This is a genomic window from Rhodococcus sp. IEGM 1351, assembly GCF_030056875.1.
In the GTDB taxonomy this organism is placed as follows: Bacteria; Actinomycetota; Actinomycetes; order Mycobacteriales; family Mycobacteriaceae; genus Rhodococcus_F; species Rhodococcus_F opacus.
In genome coordinates this window covers 104,043-121,693 of sequence record NZ_JASHKU010000007.1, presented here as the reverse complement: position 1 = coordinate 121,693, position 17,651 = coordinate 104,043, and the positions used below count along the sequence as shown (strand labels likewise).

Below are 17,651 nucleotides of genomic sequence, written 5' to 3'. Positions count from 1 at the left end.
AACCTTTCAGCGAGAAGAGTCTTCGAGGCGCTCGGCCTGGAATCGGGTGACGGGACGGTCGAGGCCCAGCGTGCTGCGCAGGGTCGAACCGGGGACGGGGCGGTGGGCGATGCCGGCGCGCAGGAGTGCCGGGACCACGGACCGCGCGAGCACCGGAAGATCCTCGTCGACGACTGCGGGATGCAGGCGCACACCGTCGACGTGCGCATCCAGGGCCCGCAGCAGTTCCAGCAGCCCGGTGGCATCGCCGGCGAACGACAGCCGTCCGCTCGGCGGGGCAGACGGGGACGAGCCGAGTGCCACATCCAGTTCGGCGAACACCAGCGGTGCGCCGCCTGCCTTCGCGCGCCCGGCGGCCGCGGTGGTGTCCTCGAGTGTCGGTCCGGACACCAGCACCACGTCGACCAGGGAGGGATCGGTGTTCGCCTCGGAGCCGAACACCACCAGGCGCCCCTGCGGCGGTCGTGGCACGATGGCCGGACCCTTCACCGAGTAGGTCTCGCCCTGGAAGTCGATGTAGTGCAATCGGTCGCGGTCGACGAAACGCCCGGTGGCGTGGTCGCGGATCACCGCGTCGTCCTCCCACGAATCCCACAGGTCCCGGACCACGGTGATCGCGTCCCGTTCCTCCCGCGCGAGGTCGTCGGGTGCGGTGACCTCGGGCCGGCCCAGTGCGCTCGCGACCCGCGGGTCGGTGTCGCGTGCTGCGATCCAGCCGCCGCGACCGCGCGACGCGTAGTCGAGCGTCGCGAGCTGGGAGGACGTGTGGAACGGCTCGGCGTATGTGGTGCCGACGACCGGTACGAGACCGATCGTGCTGGTGGTCGCCGCGACGAACGCTGCGCGGTTCACCGCGTCGATCCGGCCCACGGGTCCCTCGTCGGCGCCGGGAGGCAGGAGCGAATCGTCGAAGGACGCGAACGTGAAACCGGCGTTCTCCGCGGCCGCGACCCGGTCCGCCACCGTTCGCCCGGTCAGCAACCGGTCCGGTGTGTGCGCGGCTCGTCGCCAGGCTTCGGGATGCGCACCCTCGCCGTCGAGTTCGATGCCCAGCACCAGTCTCATGCGTCTTCCTCCTCGGTGCCGGCCGTGAGGGGTCGGCTCGGAATGGTCTCGCGCAGCGCGGGCGCCACGTCGGCCTGGAACAGCTCCAGGCTTTCGCGGTGCTGCTTGTCGCTGCCGACGCGGTCGGCGCTCAGGTGGATCACCTCGTGGCCGAACTGCTCGTGGTAGCGCTGCACCTTGTCGATCACCTGCTGTGGGCTGCCGATCAGTGCGGAGCTGCGTTCGACGAAGTCCTCGACGGTCTCGAACACCACCGGAAGTCCTGCCCTGCGAGCGAAGTCGAGGCGAGCGGCGTGAATCGGCCGCCACACGTCGAGCGCATCCTGCGAGTTCGGCGTCACGTAGAACCCGGCAGTTCCGGCGCCGACGAGGGCGTCGGCGGGATCGTGACCGTAGTGGGCCCACCGTTCGCGGTAGTGCCGGACGAGTTCGGCGTACGAGTCGATGGGGTACGTGACGTTCGCGGAGAAGATCGGATCACCGTAGCGGGCAGCGAGATCCACCGATTCCTTGCTCGTCGCGCTGCCGTGCCAGATCCGGATCCGCCGCTGCAGCGGGCGCGGCAGTGCGACAGCGTGCTCGAGAGACGGCCGGAACGTGCCTTCCCAGGTGACGTCCTCGCTCTCCCACAACTGCCGGAACAGTTCGTAGCCCTCGCGGTTGCGGTCCCACTGATCGTCCGGGGCGACGTGGAACAGCTCCGCCTGCGCGGTGCCGTTGCCCTTGCCGATGATGAGCTGCAGCCGGCCGCCCGACAGGTTGTCCAGCGTCGAGTAGTCCTCGAATGCACGGACCGGGTCGAGCAGGCTCAGCGTGGTGACCGCCGTCCACAACTGCAGCGTGCTGGTGCGCGCCGCGATGGCGCTGAGCACCACGGGTGGGGACGAGGACAGGAAGGGATGTTCGTGGCGCTCACCCACCGCGAACCCGTCGTACCCCAGTTGCTCGGCGAGGACGGCGGACTCCACGACCTCCTGCAGCCTGGCCGCAGTGCCGATCTTCTCCCCGGTCGCCGGATCCGGTTGGTGAGTGATCAGGCTCATCAGCAGAAACTTCATACGGACTCGTACTCCTTTGCGGCACAGGCGGAAGGCAGAGCGGTAGCGGTGTGCAGGATCTTCTCGAATCCGTGGATTCCGACGTCCTGCGGTGGGAGGGTGCGGTCGAACAGTGCCGTGTACCCCGCGGCCAGATACAGGGCCACCGCCTCGGGCTGCCGCGGCCCCGTGGTGAGGAAGATGCGGGAATAACCGGCCCGGACGATCTCGGCCTCGAGCTCCCGCAGCACGATTCGTCCGAGGCCGCGGCGGCGGTGCGCCGACGAGGTCCAGATCCGTTTGAGCTCGGCAGTCGTGTCGTCGTAGCGGCGGAAGGCCCCGCCCGCCACGGACGTCCCGTCCTCGACCACGACGAGCAACGCGCCACCCGGTGCGGCGAACTCCTCCGCCAGGTACGTGCTGAGATCGTCGTAGATCTCGTCGCGGGTGCGCCCGTACCGAGTGCTGTACTCGATCGCCAGGTCTTCGAGCAGCGGCGCGGCAAGTGGATCCGCCTGGTCGACGAACACGGTCTGCACGGATTCGGTCCTCTCGGTCACTGGTCCTCCTGTCAGCTGGTCTTCGGGAGTCCGGGCGGGTTGACGACCGACGTGCCGACTGCCTCGCTCGCGATGTTCCAGCGGTCGAGAACCTGTGCATACGTGCCGTTCTCGATGATGTGGTTGATGGCCTCGTTGACTGCGGTCACCAGTCCGTTGTCTTTCTTGGTGAGCACGGCGATCTCACCCTGGAGGGCGTCGCCTGCCCCCGAGAACGTTCCGGCGATCTCGCTCTCCCCCGCCTGCGCCACGTGGAACGACGAGGACGGGTTGGGCCCGAAGTAGGCGTCGATCCGGCCCGACGCGAGGGGAAGGTAGTAGTCGGTGACGTTCTGGTAATAGGTGATGTCGGTGGGTTCGAGCCCCGCCTCGACGTTCTGCTCACTCCACTTCACCAGCAGCGCTTCCTGATTGGTGCCGGAGGAGACCGCGATCTTCAGGCCCGCGACGTCCTTGGGCTCCTTGATCTGGATGCCGCTGTCCTTCTTCGTCTCGAACGCGACCGTGTCGAGGCGGTACGTCGAGAAGTCGTATTTCTCCTTCCGCTCCTCGGTGACGGTGACGTTCGAGATGAACGCGTCGGCCTCCCCCGAGTCGATGCGAACGAAGTTCTGCGCCCAGTCCGCGGCCTGGAGGTCGACCTTCAACCCGAGAACGTCGCCGATCAGGTACGCGAAGTCGGTCTCCGAGCCGATGAGCGTCTTGTCGTCGTCGGCGTAGAAACGCAGGGGCGGAGCGGAACCGGCGCTGCCCGTCACGATGAGCGTGCCGCGGTCGCGGATCTGCTGGGGAACCTTCGCGGCGATCGACTCGACCTCGTCGGTGGTGATGCGATTCTGGTCGGCGGTGAGGTTGTATCCGGCGGCCGAGGTCGGCCCCGATCCCTCGTCCTCGACGTCGCCGCCCCCGCACGCGGCAGCGAGCAGCGCGACGGTGGTGAGGGCCGAGGCCAGAATCTTCGTACGGAACCGTGCGGTGGACATGTGTGCCTTTCGGGGATCCACACCGAGGTGTGGAGAATCAGAGAACTCGGGAGAGGAATGCTGTGGTGCGGTCGTGCTGCGGGTTGTCGAGGACCTGCGAGGGCGGGCCCTGTTCCACGACGACGCCGGCGTCCATGAAGACCGCCGTGTCGGCGACCTCCCGCGCGAAACCCACCTCGTGGGTGACGATCACGAGGGTCGCGCCGTCCCGTGCCAGTTGTTTGATCACGGCGAGGACCTCACCGACGAGTTCGGGGTCGAGGGCCGACGTGGGCTCGTCGAACAGGATCACCGCCGGGCGCAGTGCGAGGGCCCGGGCGATCGCGACCCGCTGCTGCTGGCCGCCGGACAGTTGTCGCGGGTACTCGTGGGCCTTGTCGCGCACGCCGACCCGTTCCAGCAGCGCGATCGCCTCGGCCTCGACCTCGGCGCGGTCGCGGCCCTGCGCCGACACCGGCGCCTCGATCACGTTCTCCAGCACCGTGAGGTGGGGGAACAGATTGAAGTTCTGGAACACGAATCCGATCCGGGAACGCTGCTTCAGGATCTCGCGTTCACGCAGTTCGTGGAGTTTGTTGCCCTTGCGCCGGTAGCCGATGAGGTCGCCGTCGATGCGGATGGTGCCCCGGTCGACCTTCTCCAGGTGGTTGAGCGTGCGCAGCAGCGTCGACTTGCCGGAACCCGAAGGCCCCAGGATCACCGTCACCTCGCCCTTGCGGACCAGCAGGTCCACACCCTGCAGGACGTCGAGTGCGCCGAAGGACTTGTGGACTCCGCGAACTTCCACCGCGAACTCCGCCGGAGTGGCTTCGACCGTCATTTCGTGGCACCTCTCGGTACGGAGACACCGGCGTCACGGATCTCGGCGAACTTCCGGGTGAGCTTCTGCCACGGAGTCGGCGGCAGTGCCCGAGCCGATCCGCGCGCGTAGTGCCGCTCGACGTAGTACTGGCCGATCGACAACAGCGTGGTCAGGATGATGTACCAGATCGTCGCGACCATCAGCAGCGGTACGACACGGCCGTTGCGGCCGAAGATCACCTGAACCTGGTAGAACAGTTCGGCGATCGCCATCGTCGACACGATCGAGGTGCCCTTGAACAGGCTGATCACCTCGTTCGCGGCGTTCGGCAGGATGCCGCGCATAGCCTGGGGCAGAACGATCTTGAAGAACTGGCGTCGGCGCGGGATGCCCAGCGACTGCGCCGCCTCGATCTGCCCGTGGTCCACCGAGATGATGCCGGAGCGGATGATCTCGGCGGAGTACGCGGCCTGGTGCAGGGCAAGCCCGATGACGGCGGCGGTGAAGCCGCTGATGACGCCGTTGACCTCGAACGTGAAGAACCCCGGTCCGAACGGAATGCCCAGCGACAGAGTCTGATACAGGTAGGTGATGTTGAACCAGAACAGGAGCTGCACGATCAGCGGAATCGACCGGAACGCCCAGATGTACACCCAGGCGATCACCTGCAGGACCGGGTTGTGCGACAAGCGGCTGACCGCAAGCACCACGCCGAGTGCGAATCCGAGGACCGTCCCCCACAGCGTCAGCTTCACCGTCATCCACAGCGCCTGCAGCACGGAGCCGGCGGTGAAGTACTTGGCGAACGTGGCCCAGTCCCATCCCGGGTTGGTGGCGAGGCCGTGGACGAACTGGGCGAGCAGTACCAGCACGGCGGCGCTGACGATCCACCGCCACGGATGCCACGTCCGCGCCACTTCCAGCGCGGCGTCCGCGTCGCCGGAGGGCACTGAATCGAGGGGCGCGGCCGAACGCGCCCGAACGGGGGCGCTCACGCTCCCTCACCACTTACGACAGACATCACTGAGGCGGCCTTTCACCTGGAACGGGACGGGAGGAGGGCGCGTCTTCCGCGGGATGCGGGCGCGCGTCAGGCGCTCACCGGGCGAAATGCCCGGTGAGCGTGCTGTGAGACCTCGTCAACAGTGGCAGGAGGTGGTCCGGCACAGGTCGATGTGCCGTCTGCGCCACGCAGGGCGCGCAAGGTAGTTCATGTGCTGCCTTCCATCGATCCCGGCGGTAGCACCCGCACCCGAAGAATTCGGAAGGGTTGCTGCGACGTCAACGAGCCAGGTCTCTCGGTCGCTCTGGATGGTTGAAGCGAACACTAGCCGCATTCCCGAAGCCCGTCAACACGAGGTATTTCCCTGCAACACAGGGGAAATGGTGTCGAGCGGATTCAAGAATCACCGTGCGCAGAAGTACTGACAGGCAGCGAATCATGCGGTTGGATTGTGCGTGCAGCCCTGCGTTTCCGCGGCGGTATGACCCGGCTGCCGGGCCTTCCGCGGCCCTTGTAACGTCGCCTCGGTGACACCATTCGAAGTCATCGCGATCCTGGTAGCCGGCGTGGGCGCGGGGGCGATCAACGCCATCGTCGGCAGCGGCACGCTCATCACCTTCCCCACCCTGGTGGCATTCGGGTTCCCTCCGGTGACCGCCACGATGTCGAACGCGATCGGCCTGGTCGCCGGTGGCGTATCCGGCACGTGGGGTTACCGGAGGGAACTGGCCGGGCAGGGACCGCGACTGCGGTGGCAGATACCGGCGTCACTGTGCGGTGCAATTCTCGGCTCGTGGCTACTGCTGCACCTGCCCGAAACCGTGTTCGAACTCGTCGTCCCGGTGCTGCTGATCCTCGCACTGATCCTGGTGGTGCTGCAGCCGAAGATCCAGGCCTGGGCAAAGCAGCGCGGCAGCCACGAGGCCGGCTTGAGCCCGGCGCGCCTCACCCTGCTGACCGTCGGGACGTTCGCCGTGGGCGTGTACGGCGGATACTTCACCGCGGCGCAGGGCATCCTGCTGATGGGTGTGATGGGCGCGATCCTGCCGGAGAGCCTGCAACGGATGAACGGCGCGAAGAACCTGCTCTCGCTGATCGTCAACGTCGTCGCCGCGACCGCGTACACGCTCGTGGCCTTCGAGCGGATCAGCTGGGCGGCCGCCGGCCTCATCGCGGTGGGTTCGCTGCTAGGAGGCGTCCTCGGGGCCCGCTACGGCCGCAGGCTGTCGCCCACCGCGTTGCGGGGAACCATCGTCGTCGTCGGCCTCATCGGTCTGTTCCGGCTGCTCGCATAGTCGCGCATGCACCCTCCCACTCCCTCATACTGAGTCGGTGAGCAACGACGTAGAGCACCCGGGCTGGACCTATCTCATGGACATGGACGGCGTTCTCGTCCACGAAGAGCACCTGGTCCCCGGGGCCGACCTGTTCCTGGCAGAACTCCGGGAATCCGGTACCCCGTTCATCGTTCTGACCAACAATTCGATCAGGACTCCGCGTGACCTCCGCGCCCGCCTGCTCCGCACCGGCCTGGACATTCCCGAGGAATCGATCTGGACGTCCGCCCTGGCCACCGCGACGTTCCTGGCGAACCAGCGCCCCGGCGGCAGCGCGTACGTCGTCGGCGAATCCGGGCTCACCACCGCACTGCACGACATCGGGTACGTTCTCACCGAGAACGATCCCGACTACGTGGTCCTCGGCGAGACCCGCACCTACTCCTTCGAAGCGATCACCACCGCAATTCGTCTGGTGGAGAGGGGCGCTCGCTTCATCGCCACCAACCCCGACCCCACCGGCCCGTCCCGGGAGGGTTCCCTTCCGGCCACGGGATCCGTTGCAGCACTGATCAGCAGGGCCACCGGCCGCGACCCGTACTACGTGGGCAAGCCGAATGCGCTGATGATGCGCTCGGCGCTGCGGGCCATCGGCGCGCACTCCGCGAACACGCTGATGATCGGCGATCGCATGGACACCGACATCGTCTGCGGGCTCGAGGCCGGGCTGCAGACCATCCTGGTCCTCACCGGAATTTCGACGCGGGATTCGGTGGAACTGTTCCCCTACCGCCCCACCGCGGTGCTCAAATCGGTCGCCGATCTGGTCGGCCGCACGTCGGATCCGTTCGGCGATGCGGCTCCGCCGCCCGTGAGTACTTCTTAACCGCGGGACGTTGACAAGTACTCACGGGTGGCGGCAGCCGGTGACGCCCCTGATGGTCGCTGCCCTGTACGTCCCGAACGTGATCCGGTTCCCGTCTCCACCGGCGAACGTCACGTCGTGGCGTCCGGGTCGGTCGGCGTGCACGTCGAGCCGGTCCATTCCGGCGTCGGTGGCGATCGCACGGGCCGCGGCCAGCACGGCGGGCCAGTCCGCGTCGCCGATCGGGGTGTCGGACAGCAATACCTGCGTGGTGACGGATTGCCCCTCCGCGTACGCATACGGTCCCGGGCATCCGCCGCCCTGGCTGCGTTCGCGAAGCCACCGCCACCGGACATCCGGTGCAATCGCAGCGACGGCCTCGCTGATCCGCACCAGTGCATCGGTGACCTGCCGCTCGGTGACCGCGAGTGTCGGCCGGTCGCTCAGGCTCGCGGCCGCCGCCGCGATCTCCTCGTCGCTGAAGTTGTACGGGTTGTCCGTCACGCCACCACATCCGCTCGTCAGGATCGCCGCACCGATCACGGCGACCGCCTTCACTGCCCACCCGCCGCGGTCCGTCACCGGATCGCGAGTTCCGGCATGCCCGCGACGATCACCGCCATGTTGTAGCCGGACGTCCGCAGCTCTCCGTTGCCACTCGGCCGTGGATACTCGCTGTGCCCGTTGGCATCTTCGCGCTGCACGCCGTCCGGGGTCGCCGCCTCGCGCACCGACAGTTGTTCGAGGTGCGTCTGCACCGGATCGGGCCCGAGCCTGCCGAACCCGTCTGCCACGGTGATGGGGTCGTCGTGCGCGCGCATCACGAACCCGTGCCGGGGTGCCAAACCGAGATCCGATTCGTCGTTCGCGTCGAACCCGGGCGACCCGTAGAACACGGCGTCGTCGACCGGTTGCCGCGGTCCCGCGTCCTGCAGGGCCAGTCCCTGGGTGTACGAACCATACGAATGGCCGAGCGCGGTGATATGCGGATCGGGCGTCCGGGAAGCAATGTCGAGACCCTCGTAGAACGAGGCGAGCTTCGGGGCACCCGCGGTCGCGCGGTCGGACTGCCAGGAATCGAGGAGCCATCCACGCCCGAGATTCTGGTCGAGGAACGGCACGTCGTAATTGCCCGGACCGGTGGTGGCCGGAGGCTGATACCCCAGCCACGCGATCGTCGACACCGTCTCACCGGTGCGGCCGGCCAGGTCCAATTGCCGTTCGGTCTCGGCCTTCAGCGCCGCCGCCTCGTCGGTCATCCCGCGCAGCGAGGCGACCGTCGTCCAGGGTCAAATACAGCAGTACACCCAGGAGATGAGAACGATGATCGACAGCATCACTCGCGCAACGGAATTGGTCACTTGCGGTAACCACAGCAACACCATCGACCCCCTCGCCGCTCGGCGGCTTCTGTTGACACTCAACGCCGTTGCCGGACTGGAAAGCGACGGAGGCAGCACTACGGCCTGGTCCACGTCGGCACCGATGCGACGGACGGCAGGCTACCTCGTCGCCGTGGGCGAACCTGCTACCCGACTCGTCACCACGACGGATTCAGACGAACTGTTCTTCCACGTGTTCGAGTTCGTAAACCGTTGGTACGAATACGGTTCCACGCAGTACCTCGGGCTGTGGGCCGACGCGACCGGCGCAACATGGATCGATGCGTGTGAGTACCACAGCAACATGCACGCAGCACGCGCGGCAGCGGACAGAGCAGAACAGTTGGCGTACTGGGACATTACGAACGGCGTCGAACGGCTGGCTTCACTCGGTGAGTACTCCATCGGCCTCGGGATGCTGTGAAACCTGCTCACAACGATTCCAATTTTGAAGGTGATTACTGTGGACACACTGGAATTCATCCTGCGACTGCTGGAACTTCTGTTCGGAGAATTCGACTTCGGCGGAGGTTTTGGTGGTGGCACCGATCCAGGGACCGGCTCACTGGGCTGATTCCTGAGTGACGAGACGGCTCTCGGCTTAACGGCTGGGGGCCGTTTCTCATGCCTGAGATCGACGGACGTTCTCGCCTGCCGCGAGGTAGAGTGGCCGGAATGCCCGACGCTTCCACACCAGGGCAGACAGGAAATATCGACGGAAAGAATGGCTTTGAGGGTTATTCAGAATGGCTCGGAGCGACATTTATCAGTGCCAAATCCGTTTCTGTACCAACCCCGATAATGCAACTTTCAACCAGAATTATGCTCGGTAGTACAACTCAGGATGACCTAATCTGGTGCCGATTTTGAGATCCTGGTGGCGGGTCACCGAAAAACACCCTCTGACCAGGCAAAATTTAGAGAGGGAAACGGCTGGAGGCTGGGTCCATCGTGCATCGTGCACAACCCGTCTCGCCCCTGCCCCCCGGGGTCCTGCCACCCAGCCTTTGTACCATGTTGTACTACGCTTTGTAGTAGTCATACTGATTAATGCAAACAGCGAATATCAGGGCCATTGCTCGGTGCCATTTATCCATTACCAACAATGGCTTCATGGCTTCATTAGCATGAGTAATTGGATATTCAGAATGGCAATGGCGTACGTACGAACAGCATCCACCAGCACCACGACGGGACGGGGGACGACGGACGGCAACCAGCGTATTTGTGAATGGTGTTCAAACAGCATTGAATTGAAACTTTGTTAAGTCAAACACATTGCAACACAACAGCATTCGACGCATCACATCACATCAGTGCATGACATGAGGTCATGAGGTGAGGTTAGTCAGTGGTCACACACTCACAGCAGGGCAGCAGGGCAGGCTCACGTCCACGCACGGGCAGCGGCAGGCGAGGTGGGTACTCACCAGGCAGGCAAGGTGGGATCGTTGCTTAGGATGGACCTGAGGGCTTGTGTGTATGTGTGTGTTGTGGTTGCTGTGGTTGATGAGATGTGTTGTGTCAGTTGGTGACAGGGTGTCGAGCATCCCAAGCCAGCACAGCATCCAGTCTCTCTTGGCACTTGGCACAGCTAGCTCGACCACGACACGACGGGTCGTCCCAACACCGCGAGGTACGGATAGGCTCAGGGTCGAATGCTGGTGTGGTCTTGTTTGAAACCCCGTTGTTCGCAAAGTAACTCGGCCCGTGGATCAAAGACGGATCTACGCCTGCCTTCTTCTGGCTGTTACAACTTCGGTGAGCTGCCCCGACGTTATTTTCATCGAACGGTGCCCCACCATTTCTCACACTGCGCAAGTGGTCGAACACCAATCCCCATCGAGTGTTACCAGAAACGTACGGGTCCACAGGTTCTTGGCAGATAACGCACGGAGGATGACAACCTGCTTCCTGATACAGCTTTCGCAGCCTTGCGACGAGATCGCGCCAACGCTTGTCGTGGTAAACATCTTTGACGGTCATGGTTCTAACTCCTAACAGTAGTGTGCGAGCCGCGCTGTGTGGGAAGGAAACCGGAGACTCTCACGAATCCGGAAAGTAAACCACTACAACACGACTCGCACTAAAGGGCGATACGGCAGGGACGCCGATCACATACCGTCGCCCGGTTCTTTCAAATCAACTGCCGCGCTTACGCTTTAAACGGCGGCTGATCTCGTCTTTCACTTCTTCGCGCTGCCTTCGCGCCTGATCCAACCGCTGCTCGAAAGACTGGTATCCATCTTTACGGCGGCGGAACTCGTTAGAGCCCTGATCAATTCCCATACGTGACATTGTCACTCACTCTTCACCCGGCGAATCTTGAAGTGCTCGCCACGTATCGACCGGAATGCCTTCTCGCTCTTCGCGCATAGCATCGTCATACATCGAGTTGACCATGCCCTCGAAATTCGACTTCGATGCTTTGACGAGCACTTCAAAACCGTTGCGACTCATGACTTAGCCTCGAACGCCCGTATCGACAACAAAGGCTGCGGGCTGTAGAAGCTGAACATCGGCACGCATTGTGGCCAAAAAGGCGACTTGATTGTTGTCGGCGTAACGCTCTTGCAGGAACCGAATCTCGAACCCTGTGCGGATACCGATAGCCAGCATATTCCACTGTCCCGTATACACTTCCGACGTATCCGTCGAGGTGCCCACAGTGTTGTTCACCGGCACCTGACGAGTCGGCAGGATCGGCAACAGACCAGCGGGAGCCGTCAAGTAGTTGCCCTGACTGTCCTTCGCCTTCGCCAGACTGACGAGAGATCGCGGAGCGACGACGTGCGCAGACGGCATGTAGCCATTGGCCAAAACCGTTCCGGCAGCGTCCAACAGGAAATCGTAGGTCACCGCTGCACCGTTCGCACCGTGAGTCGTGGTCGTGATGCCCGACGTGTTGAGAACACCGCGAGGCTCAGGCGGCGTGCCGCTTCCACGGAGAGCCACTCGATCAAGCTCCACAGCAATCTGATTGGCGAAACTCTTCGAGATGATGCCGCTTGCAGCAGGATCGGAGTCCTCGAAAAGCTCGCGGGACATGATCACCATGCGCGCAAGAGACCGGGCCGTGAACGTCACCGCATCGAACGTCAAGTCCTGTGCGGAGATCGCGGCGTTTTCGTTGCGCCACGCGGGAGTTCCCTCACCAGTGAGTCGCGGAACCTTGAGCGTCTGACTCGTCATCGGGATCGTCTGCGCGCCAGCCTGAACCACGACGGCCTGGTTGCGAACAAGATCAATTACGTTGCTTGCGAGAGGCGTCGGGACGAGATAGCCACCAGCGGACAAGGTGCCCTCCGCGAGTGCCCTCTCTTGCTCTGCGCCCTGCCAGTCGCGAGTCACGATGCCACGAATGAACTTGTCGAACGACGCGCCTTCGGATTCTGCTGTGGCATAGCCGTTGTCGCGCCCCCAGGTTTCCACAGACTGGTCACGAGTCAGAAGCTGCAAGCCACTGAGCGACTTCTTCGGCGTCGAGTTACGCACTGTGCGTTCGTTGACGTCACTGCCCGGCACTACGTTTCGCGGATTCGTTGCGAGATTGCGAACCTCGGCCATGCGGCGTTCACCCTTGCGGAGTTCTTCGCGTACCTGGTCGAGTTCGTGTGTCAGTTCATCGAAGCGCTCGGCATCGTTGCCTTCGAGATCCGAATCGCCTGCGCGTTCAATGAGTTCTCGCGCTTCACTTTCGAGAGCGTCGCATTCCTGCCTAAGCTCCCGGATTGACTTCTTCATTTCGGTTCTACCTACCTAACAGCTTGAGGCGACGTTCTGCCATCGCCTTTGAGATACGGGGGGATTCAGCGGAGGATCGAACACCGACCGACGTGCCTCGATACGCAGGTGATGCCACAGGCCCAGCCTCATGCAAGGCAATCTCTGTGATAGTCCTGTGGATCGGCCCACGGCTTCCCGGCGAGGACACCAGACGTTGCATCTCGTATTCCGACAACCGCCTACCAACCTTGTCAGTCCAGTAGTCAGCCAGAACCCGGAATTTGAATGACATTCCAGTGATAGCGTGCGCTTCGATTGCCTGACGGATTGGTTCCACTACAGGGTTATCCAGTAGGCGACCCTCGACAAACAGACCGTGTTCGTCCTCGCGCAGCTCGCTGTAGACGCCGATGGGAACGGTGCCGACTCGCACATCTCGACCGTGGTCGTATTGCATGATCGGATTGTGTATTCCCAGTGTCCTTTTGAACGCACCGAACTTGATCCGCTCGATGAATTTGCCTTCGTAGGACTTGATTTCGGCGTCTTGATCGAATACAGCGGCATATCCGGACAGGGTACGTCCGTCGCCGGTGTCACGGGATTCATCGACCTGGAACGCGAAGTCACGCACGGTATACGGATTCGTCTTCATCAGAACATCTTTCGTCGCACGGAGAGCTAGACAGGCTGCACGTAGTCCTGCTCGATCCAGCGACAAAAGGTTACTTGCGCTAAGTTCCCCACGGAACTCCCAAGCGGCTTTCGTGCTTAAAACCAGTGTAGCGCAACAGGACTACGTTAGCCGAAGACGTATGACGTCGCCACAGGACGGGCACCACATCAGCCGCTCCCCATCGAGAACGGCCAATGTGACCCAATGACATTCAGTCATTCTTCACCCAATCCTCGGGGACCGTGTCGCTGAACGTAACGTCCGTCACGACGAACTTCAATATGCGCCGTTCGCTAATGTCGTCGTCCATCAACGCATTCCGGCCGATCCAGAAGAAGTCCAGCGGTTCGTGGTTCTCGTCGTAGCCCCACGTGATCCGTAGCATCTCGCCTGGATCTGTCAGTGCCGCACAGGGGATCGGGCATTGCTTGTGCCGTCGTTGCGCATCCTGTGGATCTAGTTTGTTCATCGCATACACACTCGCTGCGTACAACTTTCGCAACCACAGCGGCTGAACATAGCTCGTCTTCATCAGTATCGACCTCCACGGTTGTTGCTGTCTTCGGCGGGTTCCCCTGAACCATTAAGTATTTCGTCGTTCAACCGACGTTCATGGTTCACGGCCCGATTGAATCTGCGGATCGTTCGCTGTAACTCGCAATACTCGTGCGCCGTCAGGTTCATCGTTCGTGCTGGCACTCTGCCTCTAGGGTTACTCACTTTTCCTGACTCTCTTTGAGAACGTTTCGCACACAAGTGATCCTGTGGCGACCATCAATGCGACTGTGGAAGTGACAGTTTGGTATGAAGCATCGGGGATATGTTGCTGGACTGCCGACAGAAGATCGCTGGTATCGGTTACGCCGTTGTCGATTTCGTGTCCGACGATGCGCGCCAGTTCTGCGGTTTCCAGTCCCTCGCGGTAGAAGTCGTTCATCACACTTCTCCGCCCGGAGGTCTGGTGACTTCTAGGTGAGGTGGCAGCACAAATGTTTCTTCTACAGGCTCCAATGTGCTGCCGACAGAAACTCTGTGTCCGTACTCGGATAGATGCCGCTCAATGTCACGCAGTCTCGTCGGTCTACCGTCACTAATTACCAGTGTGTCGAAATCCGTTGTGTTGGTATCTGAGTCTATCGTTGCCACATACCCGACGATCTGATAGATCACTGTCGCGTCGTAGTGACCGTTTATGAACCGCTGTTCGTACTGACCGTTGAAATGTATTACCTCCTCATGGATTTCAACATCCCTCTCGTAGACCTTGAGCATGATCTCCCCACTGCCGGGGATCACCTGTGTGACCTGTGTCATTGTCGTTCTCTCTCTTCGGGTTCCACGCCGGGGCGTGTGGGGTTGATGGGGCTAACCATGACTACTGCGGCCAGAGGGATGGCCAGAAATGTTGGAATACGGAACGCGGAGCGCGTCTCTCTTAATTCATTCACACATTATGTGTACTAACATTTCTGGCCAATGTCGCCAGACCGTCCTTGGCGTCCTCCTGTGAGATGGTGTATCGCCATGAGCATTTGGTGTGACCGTCCTCACCTAGCTCCGAGTGGTAGTCGTACTTGGTCAGCAATTGCAGGGCATCGAGCGCCTGTAGCTGCCGGTCAACGGATTTGCGCGGCTGGTCAACTCGTCGTGCCACCTCGGACGAAGTGGAATCAGGGTTCGTCAGTAGGTCGTTCAGGATCGCCAATCGGATCGGAGGCATGGAGTCAGCCGCACAGCGGAGCGCAAGGTCGAGCGCCGCTTCCCTCGTCATTCCAATGGCCAGCCCACCGAGCATCACCTGAGCAAGTTCCTTCGCGAAACGTGTTGGCATCTCTGGCATGTGCGCCATCTCGACGTTGCCTTGGTAGTCGAAGTCGACCGCCGTACGCGCCCACGTCACCAGATTCGCTGCGGTCAGCAACATCTCTACGTCGTCCTCGCGAATGTCGTCTACCCGCACGGACTTGTCGACGCCAGCCAGTACTCCCGCCACTGCGTCGGCCAACTCGTCGCGCATCTCGACCTCGGACCCTGTATTCCGAATAGAGTTCCGGCCTGCCGACATACGACTCTCGGTCGAGTCCATTCGGAGCAGTACGAACCGATCACCCATCGACGCGATCACGCTGTGCGCCTTGTCCCACGCCGTCGTCACGGCACCGATGAACGCCAGTCGCCCGGTCCACGTGAGCGTCTGTCCGCCGTCAGATCCGATGTTGCGCTCCCACTTTCCGTCGTAGACCTCGCGGAGTGCGGCCAATACTGCGGCACGGGCGTCCCTGTTCATAGACAGAATCGAGGTCACGTCCTTGACGACGAGGATGCCGGAATCGCCTAGCTGCCTGAGCAATCCGCCCGTCGAGGACTTGTTCTTCTCACGCTTGGGCGTGCCCGACAACAGTGCACCTTCGGATGTGATGGTCGAGGTGACATGAGCACCGGACTTCGAGAGTGCCTGTACTGTCTCGGTCTTCGCATTGCCACTGCCGGACACCAGCATCAGCCACAACGGATCGCCGCCCAACTGTGAGCAGGCAGCAGCAGCGAGCACGGCATGGAGGGCGTCGAGGTCGTACTCGTCACCGAGCCACTTCGTGAACACGGCGTCGGCCTCGTCCAGAGCGATTGGTATGGCATTGTTTTCGAGCACGGCAATTCCGAGATCGTCCTCGTCGGGTACGGCCCTCGGCAGCTTCATACCGGCACGGAGTCCCGAACGGATCGTTGCCTCGGCCTCGGACGGCGGTAGACCGGAAGACAGAGCGGCACTGCGCAGACCGGCGATCACATCATCGACCGGCAGACCGGCACCGGCCACCAACTGCCCGAGCTTGAATGCGGCGTCGTTGAGACGGACGTTCCGGCCACCTTCGGACTGATTTGCCACGGCGTCGATTTCGGACCTGAGTGCGCCTGCCAAGTATGCCTTCTCACGGCCCTCGGGTTCGCCACCAGTCCACAACGGATCTGCGGGACGGGCATCCACCGGGGTACCGAATTGGCAGGCCCAATCAGCCAGTGCCTCAGCGCCGTCAGGGTCGCCGCCGTCAGCCAGTGCTGCGAGGTTGTCGAACACGACTGTGTAACCCTTGCCGCCGTAGCCCTTGTCGTGGCGCAGTGTTCCCGGCAGAAAGACGTTGGCACCGTGCGAGATCACGTCGACACCGGGCCAACCATTCGCGGCTGTCAGGTGTTTGGTTGCCAAGTCCGGGTGTCCTGCGACGTAGAAATGCTTGCCACCACCGGGCGTGTTCACTTCCGCGAAGATCCGAACGTTCAACTCTGACAACAGAGTGCGTACTGCCTCGATGTTTCCACCGTTGCGTGGGTCCACGTCCACCACGGCCAGCCAGTCACCGCACAATGCCATGAGAGCATCGTTATCGGCTTTGCACGCGAGGCGGTCCAGGTTGCCATCAGACGTTAATTGTTCCCAGCCATAAGGTCTGGTGAAACCGTCCTGCCTCGGACTTGCCGTGAATATCGGCACATCGAGCCGAAGGAGGTTCGGGAGAAAATTGTTCTCTGACATGATGAGTCACATATAGCTTCCTATTAATCGCGGGTTCGGGTAGGACGATGAAGCTCTATTGCTTCTGCGCTTCGATCAATTGCTTGACGAGTTGGAACGCCATTGTTTCGTCGCTCGCTTCGACGGCCTTACGAAGTGCCTTGCCCAACTTGGCATCTGCTCGCACGCCTCGCTGGTAGTTTCGGTAGTAGTCGGGATTCTCTTTGTAGAGTGCCATTGGTCTCAATCCTTCTGCGGGTCTTACCTTCCCTTTAAGTCTAGGACGGGATTCTGTGCTGCCCAACAGCTTCCGAACGGGTGACCCACACCACTCGAACGGGATACGCACGGGGGCAGCACCAGGTGACGGCGTTATACTGTGGGTACTTCCTCTATGCGGGTAGGGACGGGTACACAGTGCCCCTTGGCTTTCGGGTCCGGGGGCATTCGTGTGTCTGCGTCCTACAATGAGTTCAGATGTTCGCCCACAGGCTCCCAATCGGGGCAAATCAGCCAGCCCTATTCATCCGGGCCTTATGGGCGAACGTCACCCGCACGCTCACCGGACTTTGCGGTTCAATGGTGAGTGCCTGTGCCCCTGGCGTCTCCACCTCGGCGTCCGGGGCACTTCGGTGTCTGCCGCATCACACTGTGACCCACAGAACAGGGCCTCAGATCCACGCTCCCGCACGAACTAGGGCAGGCCGGTGTGATCGGCATCGGAAGTACTGCGATCAGCGCTGTGACCCACAACACAACAAAGC

Annotated in this window: 20 protein-coding genes, 1 pseudogene and 1 riboswitch; of the genes and pseudogenes, 3 read left to right on the top strand and 18 right to left on the bottom strand. The window is 62.4% G+C overall.

Annotated elements, in window-relative coordinates:
* Positions 1-6: 6 nt before the first annotated feature.
* The 7 genes from QM806_RS14335 to QM806_RS41685 all read right to left on the bottom strand — a co-directional run bounded on the left by QM806_RS14335 (position 7) and on the right by QM806_RS41685 (position 5,661).
* Entirely contained in the window at positions 7-1,065 is a 1,059-nt protein-coding gene (locus QM806_RS14335) for an LLM class flavin-dependent oxidoreductase (RefSeq protein WP_005562430.1), read from the bottom strand.
* Positions 1,062-2,123 carry an LLM class flavin-dependent oxidoreductase gene (locus QM806_RS14330; protein WP_005562428.1) on the bottom strand — a complete coding sequence of 354 codons (1,062 nt, stop codon included), beginning with the start codon at positions 2,121-2,123 and terminating at the stop codon, positions 1,062-1,064. Before QM806_RS14330 ends, QM806_RS14335 begins: the two co-directional genes overlap by 4 nt.
* On the bottom strand, positions 2,120-2,662 hold the full coding sequence (locus QM806_RS14325; RefSeq protein ID WP_283291840.1) for a GNAT family N-acetyltransferase: 543 nt from the start codon (positions 2,660-2,662) through the stop codon (positions 2,120-2,122). Before QM806_RS14325 ends, QM806_RS14330 begins: the two co-directional genes overlap by 4 nt.
* 11 nt (positions 2,663-2,673) lie before the next feature.
* Positions 2,674-3,645, bottom strand: a complete 972-nt coding sequence (locus QM806_RS14320) for an ABC transporter substrate-binding protein (protein ID WP_133985068.1) — start codon at positions 3,643-3,645, stop codon at positions 2,674-2,676.
* A gap of 37 nt (positions 3,646-3,682) precedes the next feature.
* Positions 3,683-4,465 (bottom strand): amino acid ABC transporter ATP-binding protein, encoded by a 783-nt coding sequence (locus tag QM806_RS14315; protein WP_169695120.1) that lies wholly within the window; start codon positions 4,463-4,465, stop codon positions 3,683-3,685.
* Positions 4,462-5,442: an amino acid ABC transporter permease gene (locus QM806_RS14310; protein WP_025433180.1), complete on the bottom strand. Its 981-nt coding sequence runs from the start codon at positions 5,440-5,442 to the stop codon at positions 4,462-4,464. The genes QM806_RS14315 and QM806_RS14310 overlap by 4 nt, the downstream gene beginning before the upstream one ends.
* A gap of 144 nt (positions 5,443-5,586) precedes the next feature.
* On the bottom strand, positions 5,587-5,661 hold the full coding sequence (locus QM806_RS41685) for a putative leader peptide (protein ID WP_368681154.1): 75 nt from the start codon (positions 5,659-5,661) through the stop codon (positions 5,587-5,589).
* Between the two features lie 7 nt (positions 5,662-5,668).
* Positions 5,669-5,765, bottom strand: a riboswitch (SAM riboswitch).
* 212 nt (positions 5,766-5,977) lie between these two features.
* Here QM806_RS41685 and QM806_RS14305 point away from each other — a divergent pair.
* Both QM806_RS14305 and QM806_RS14300 read left to right on the top strand, forming a co-directional pair.
* Complete coding sequence (locus tag QM806_RS14305) at positions 5,978-6,745, top strand: sulfite exporter TauE/SafE family protein (RefSeq protein ID WP_005562418.1); 768 nt, start codon at positions 5,978-5,980, stop codon at positions 6,743-6,745.
* Between the two features lie 76 nt (positions 6,746-6,821).
* On the top strand, positions 6,822-7,613 hold the full coding sequence (locus tag QM806_RS14300) for an HAD-IIA family hydrolase (RefSeq protein WP_005562415.1): 792 nt from the start codon (positions 6,822-6,824) through the stop codon (positions 7,611-7,613).
* A gap of 21 nt (positions 7,614-7,634) precedes the next feature.
* On the opposite strand, the gene QM806_RS14295 is transcribed toward QM806_RS14300, so the two are convergent.
* Both QM806_RS14295 and QM806_RS14290 read right to left on the bottom strand, forming a co-directional pair.
* Entirely contained in the window at positions 7,635-8,174 is a 540-nt protein-coding gene (locus QM806_RS14295; RefSeq protein WP_169693532.1) for an LppA family lipoprotein, read from the bottom strand.
* Positions 8,171-8,875 (bottom strand): annotated as a pseudogene (locus QM806_RS14290) (alpha/beta hydrolase); the annotation flags it as partial. The pseudogene QM806_RS14290 and the gene QM806_RS14295, both read right to left, overlap by 4 nt.
* 40 nt (positions 8,876-8,915) lie before the next feature.
* On the opposite strand from QM806_RS14290, the gene QM806_RS14285 reads away from it, so the two are divergent.
* Positions 8,916-9,398: a hypothetical protein gene (locus tag QM806_RS14285; protein ID WP_283291839.1), complete on the top strand. Its 483-nt coding sequence runs from the start codon at positions 8,916-8,918 to the stop codon at positions 9,396-9,398.
* A gap of 1,718 nt (positions 9,399-11,116) precedes the next feature.
* Here QM806_RS14285 and QM806_RS14280 read toward each other — a convergent pair.
* The 9 genes from QM806_RS14280 to QM806_RS14240 form a co-directional block, all read right to left on the bottom strand.
* Positions 11,117-11,263 (bottom strand): hypothetical protein, encoded by a 147-nt coding sequence (locus QM806_RS14280; protein WP_283291838.1) that lies wholly within the window; start codon positions 11,261-11,263, stop codon positions 11,117-11,119.
* 15 nt (positions 11,264-11,278) lie between these two features.
* Positions 11,279-11,434, bottom strand: a complete 156-nt coding sequence (locus QM806_RS14275) for a hypothetical protein (protein WP_283291837.1) — start codon at positions 11,432-11,434, stop codon at positions 11,279-11,281.
* A 3-nt stretch (positions 11,435-11,437) separates the two neighbouring features.
* Positions 11,438-12,718 carry a phage major capsid protein gene (locus QM806_RS14270; RefSeq protein WP_283291836.1) on the bottom strand — a complete coding sequence of 427 codons (1,281 nt, stop codon included), beginning with the start codon at positions 12,716-12,718 and terminating at the stop codon, positions 11,438-11,440.
* Between the two features lie 7 nt (positions 12,719-12,725).
* Complete coding sequence (locus tag QM806_RS14265) at positions 12,726-13,355, bottom strand: HK97 family phage prohead protease (RefSeq protein ID WP_283291835.1); 630 nt, start codon at positions 13,353-13,355, stop codon at positions 12,726-12,728.
* Between the two features lie 232 nt (positions 13,356-13,587).
* The gene (locus tag QM806_RS14260; protein ID WP_283291834.1) at positions 13,588-13,908 is read right to left on the bottom strand and encodes a hypothetical protein; all 321 of its coding nucleotides are present in this window, start codon (positions 13,906-13,908) and stop codon (positions 13,588-13,590) included.
* 180 nt (positions 13,909-14,088) lie between these two features.
* The gene (locus QM806_RS14255) at positions 14,089-14,313 is read right to left on the bottom strand and encodes a hypothetical protein (RefSeq protein ID WP_283291833.1); all 225 of its coding nucleotides are present in this window, start codon (positions 14,311-14,313) and stop codon (positions 14,089-14,091) included.
* Positions 14,313-14,690: a hypothetical protein gene (locus tag QM806_RS14250; RefSeq protein ID WP_283291831.1), complete on the bottom strand. Its 378-nt coding sequence runs from the start codon at positions 14,688-14,690 to the stop codon at positions 14,313-14,315. The genes QM806_RS14255 and QM806_RS14250 overlap by 1 nt, the downstream gene beginning before the upstream one ends.
* A gap of 130 nt (positions 14,691-14,820) precedes the next feature.
* Positions 14,821-16,908: a bifunctional DNA primase/polymerase gene (locus tag QM806_RS14245; protein ID WP_283291830.1), complete on the bottom strand. Its 2,088-nt coding sequence runs from the start codon at positions 16,906-16,908 to the stop codon at positions 14,821-14,823.
* 55 nt (positions 16,909-16,963) lie between these two features.
* Positions 16,964-17,125, bottom strand: a complete 162-nt coding sequence (locus tag QM806_RS14240; RefSeq protein WP_283291829.1) for a hypothetical protein — start codon at positions 17,123-17,125, stop codon at positions 16,964-16,966.
* Between the last annotated feature and the right edge of the window lie 526 nt (positions 17,126-17,651).

Coding starts and splice junctions, on each gene's coding strand:
- QM806_RS14275 (WP_283291837.1), bottom strand. CDS start 11,434: ATGAGTCGCAACGGTTTTGAAGTGCTCGTCAAAGCATCGAAGTCGAAT.
- QM806_RS14300 (WP_005562415.1), top strand. CDS start 6,822: ATGGACATGGACGGCGTTCTCGTCCACGAAGAGCACCTGGTCCCCGGG.
- QM806_RS14335 (WP_005562430.1), bottom strand. CDS start 1,065: ATGAGACTGGTGCTGGGCATCGAACTCGACGGCGAGGGTGCGCATCCC.
- QM806_RS14260 (WP_283291834.1), bottom strand. CDS start 13,908: ATGAAGACGAGCTATGTTCAGCCGCTGTGGTTGCGAAAGTTGTACGCA.
- QM806_RS14320 (WP_133985068.1), bottom strand. CDS start 3,645: ATGTCCACCGCACGGTTCCGTACGAAGATTCTGGCCTCGGCCCTCACC.
- QM806_RS14315 (WP_169695120.1), bottom strand. CDS start 4,465: ATGACGGTCGAAGCCACTCCGGCGGAGTTCGCGGTGGAAGTTCGCGGA.
- QM806_RS14250 (WP_283291831.1), bottom strand. CDS start 14,690: ATGACACAGGTCACACAGGTGATCCCCGGCAGTGGGGAGATCATGCTC.
- QM806_RS14240 (WP_283291829.1), bottom strand. CDS start 17,125: ATGGCACTCTACAAAGAGAATCCCGACTACTACCGAAACTACCAGCGA.
- QM806_RS14270 (WP_283291836.1), bottom strand. CDS start 12,718: ATGAAGAAGTCAATCCGGGAGCTTAGGCAGGAATGCGACGCTCTCGAA.
- QM806_RS14255 (WP_283291833.1), bottom strand. CDS start 14,313: ATGAACGACTTCTACCGCGAGGGACTGGAAACCGCAGAACTGGCGCGC.
- QM806_RS14245 (WP_283291830.1), bottom strand. CDS start 16,908: ATGTCAGAGAACAATTTTCTCCCGAACCTCCTTCGGCTCGATGTGCCG.
- QM806_RS14280 (WP_283291838.1), bottom strand. CDS start 11,263: ATGGGAATTGATCAGGGCTCTAACGAGTTCCGCCGCCGTAAAGATGGA.
- QM806_RS14265 (WP_283291835.1), bottom strand. CDS start 13,355: ATGAAGACGAATCCGTATACCGTGCGTGACTTCGCGTTCCAGGTCGAT.
- QM806_RS14330 (WP_005562428.1), bottom strand. CDS start 2,123: ATGAAGTTTCTGCTGATGAGCCTGATCACTCACCAACCGGATCCGGCG.
- QM806_RS14285 (WP_283291839.1), top strand. CDS start 8,916: ATGATCGACAGCATCACTCGCGCAACGGAATTGGTCACTTGCGGTAAC.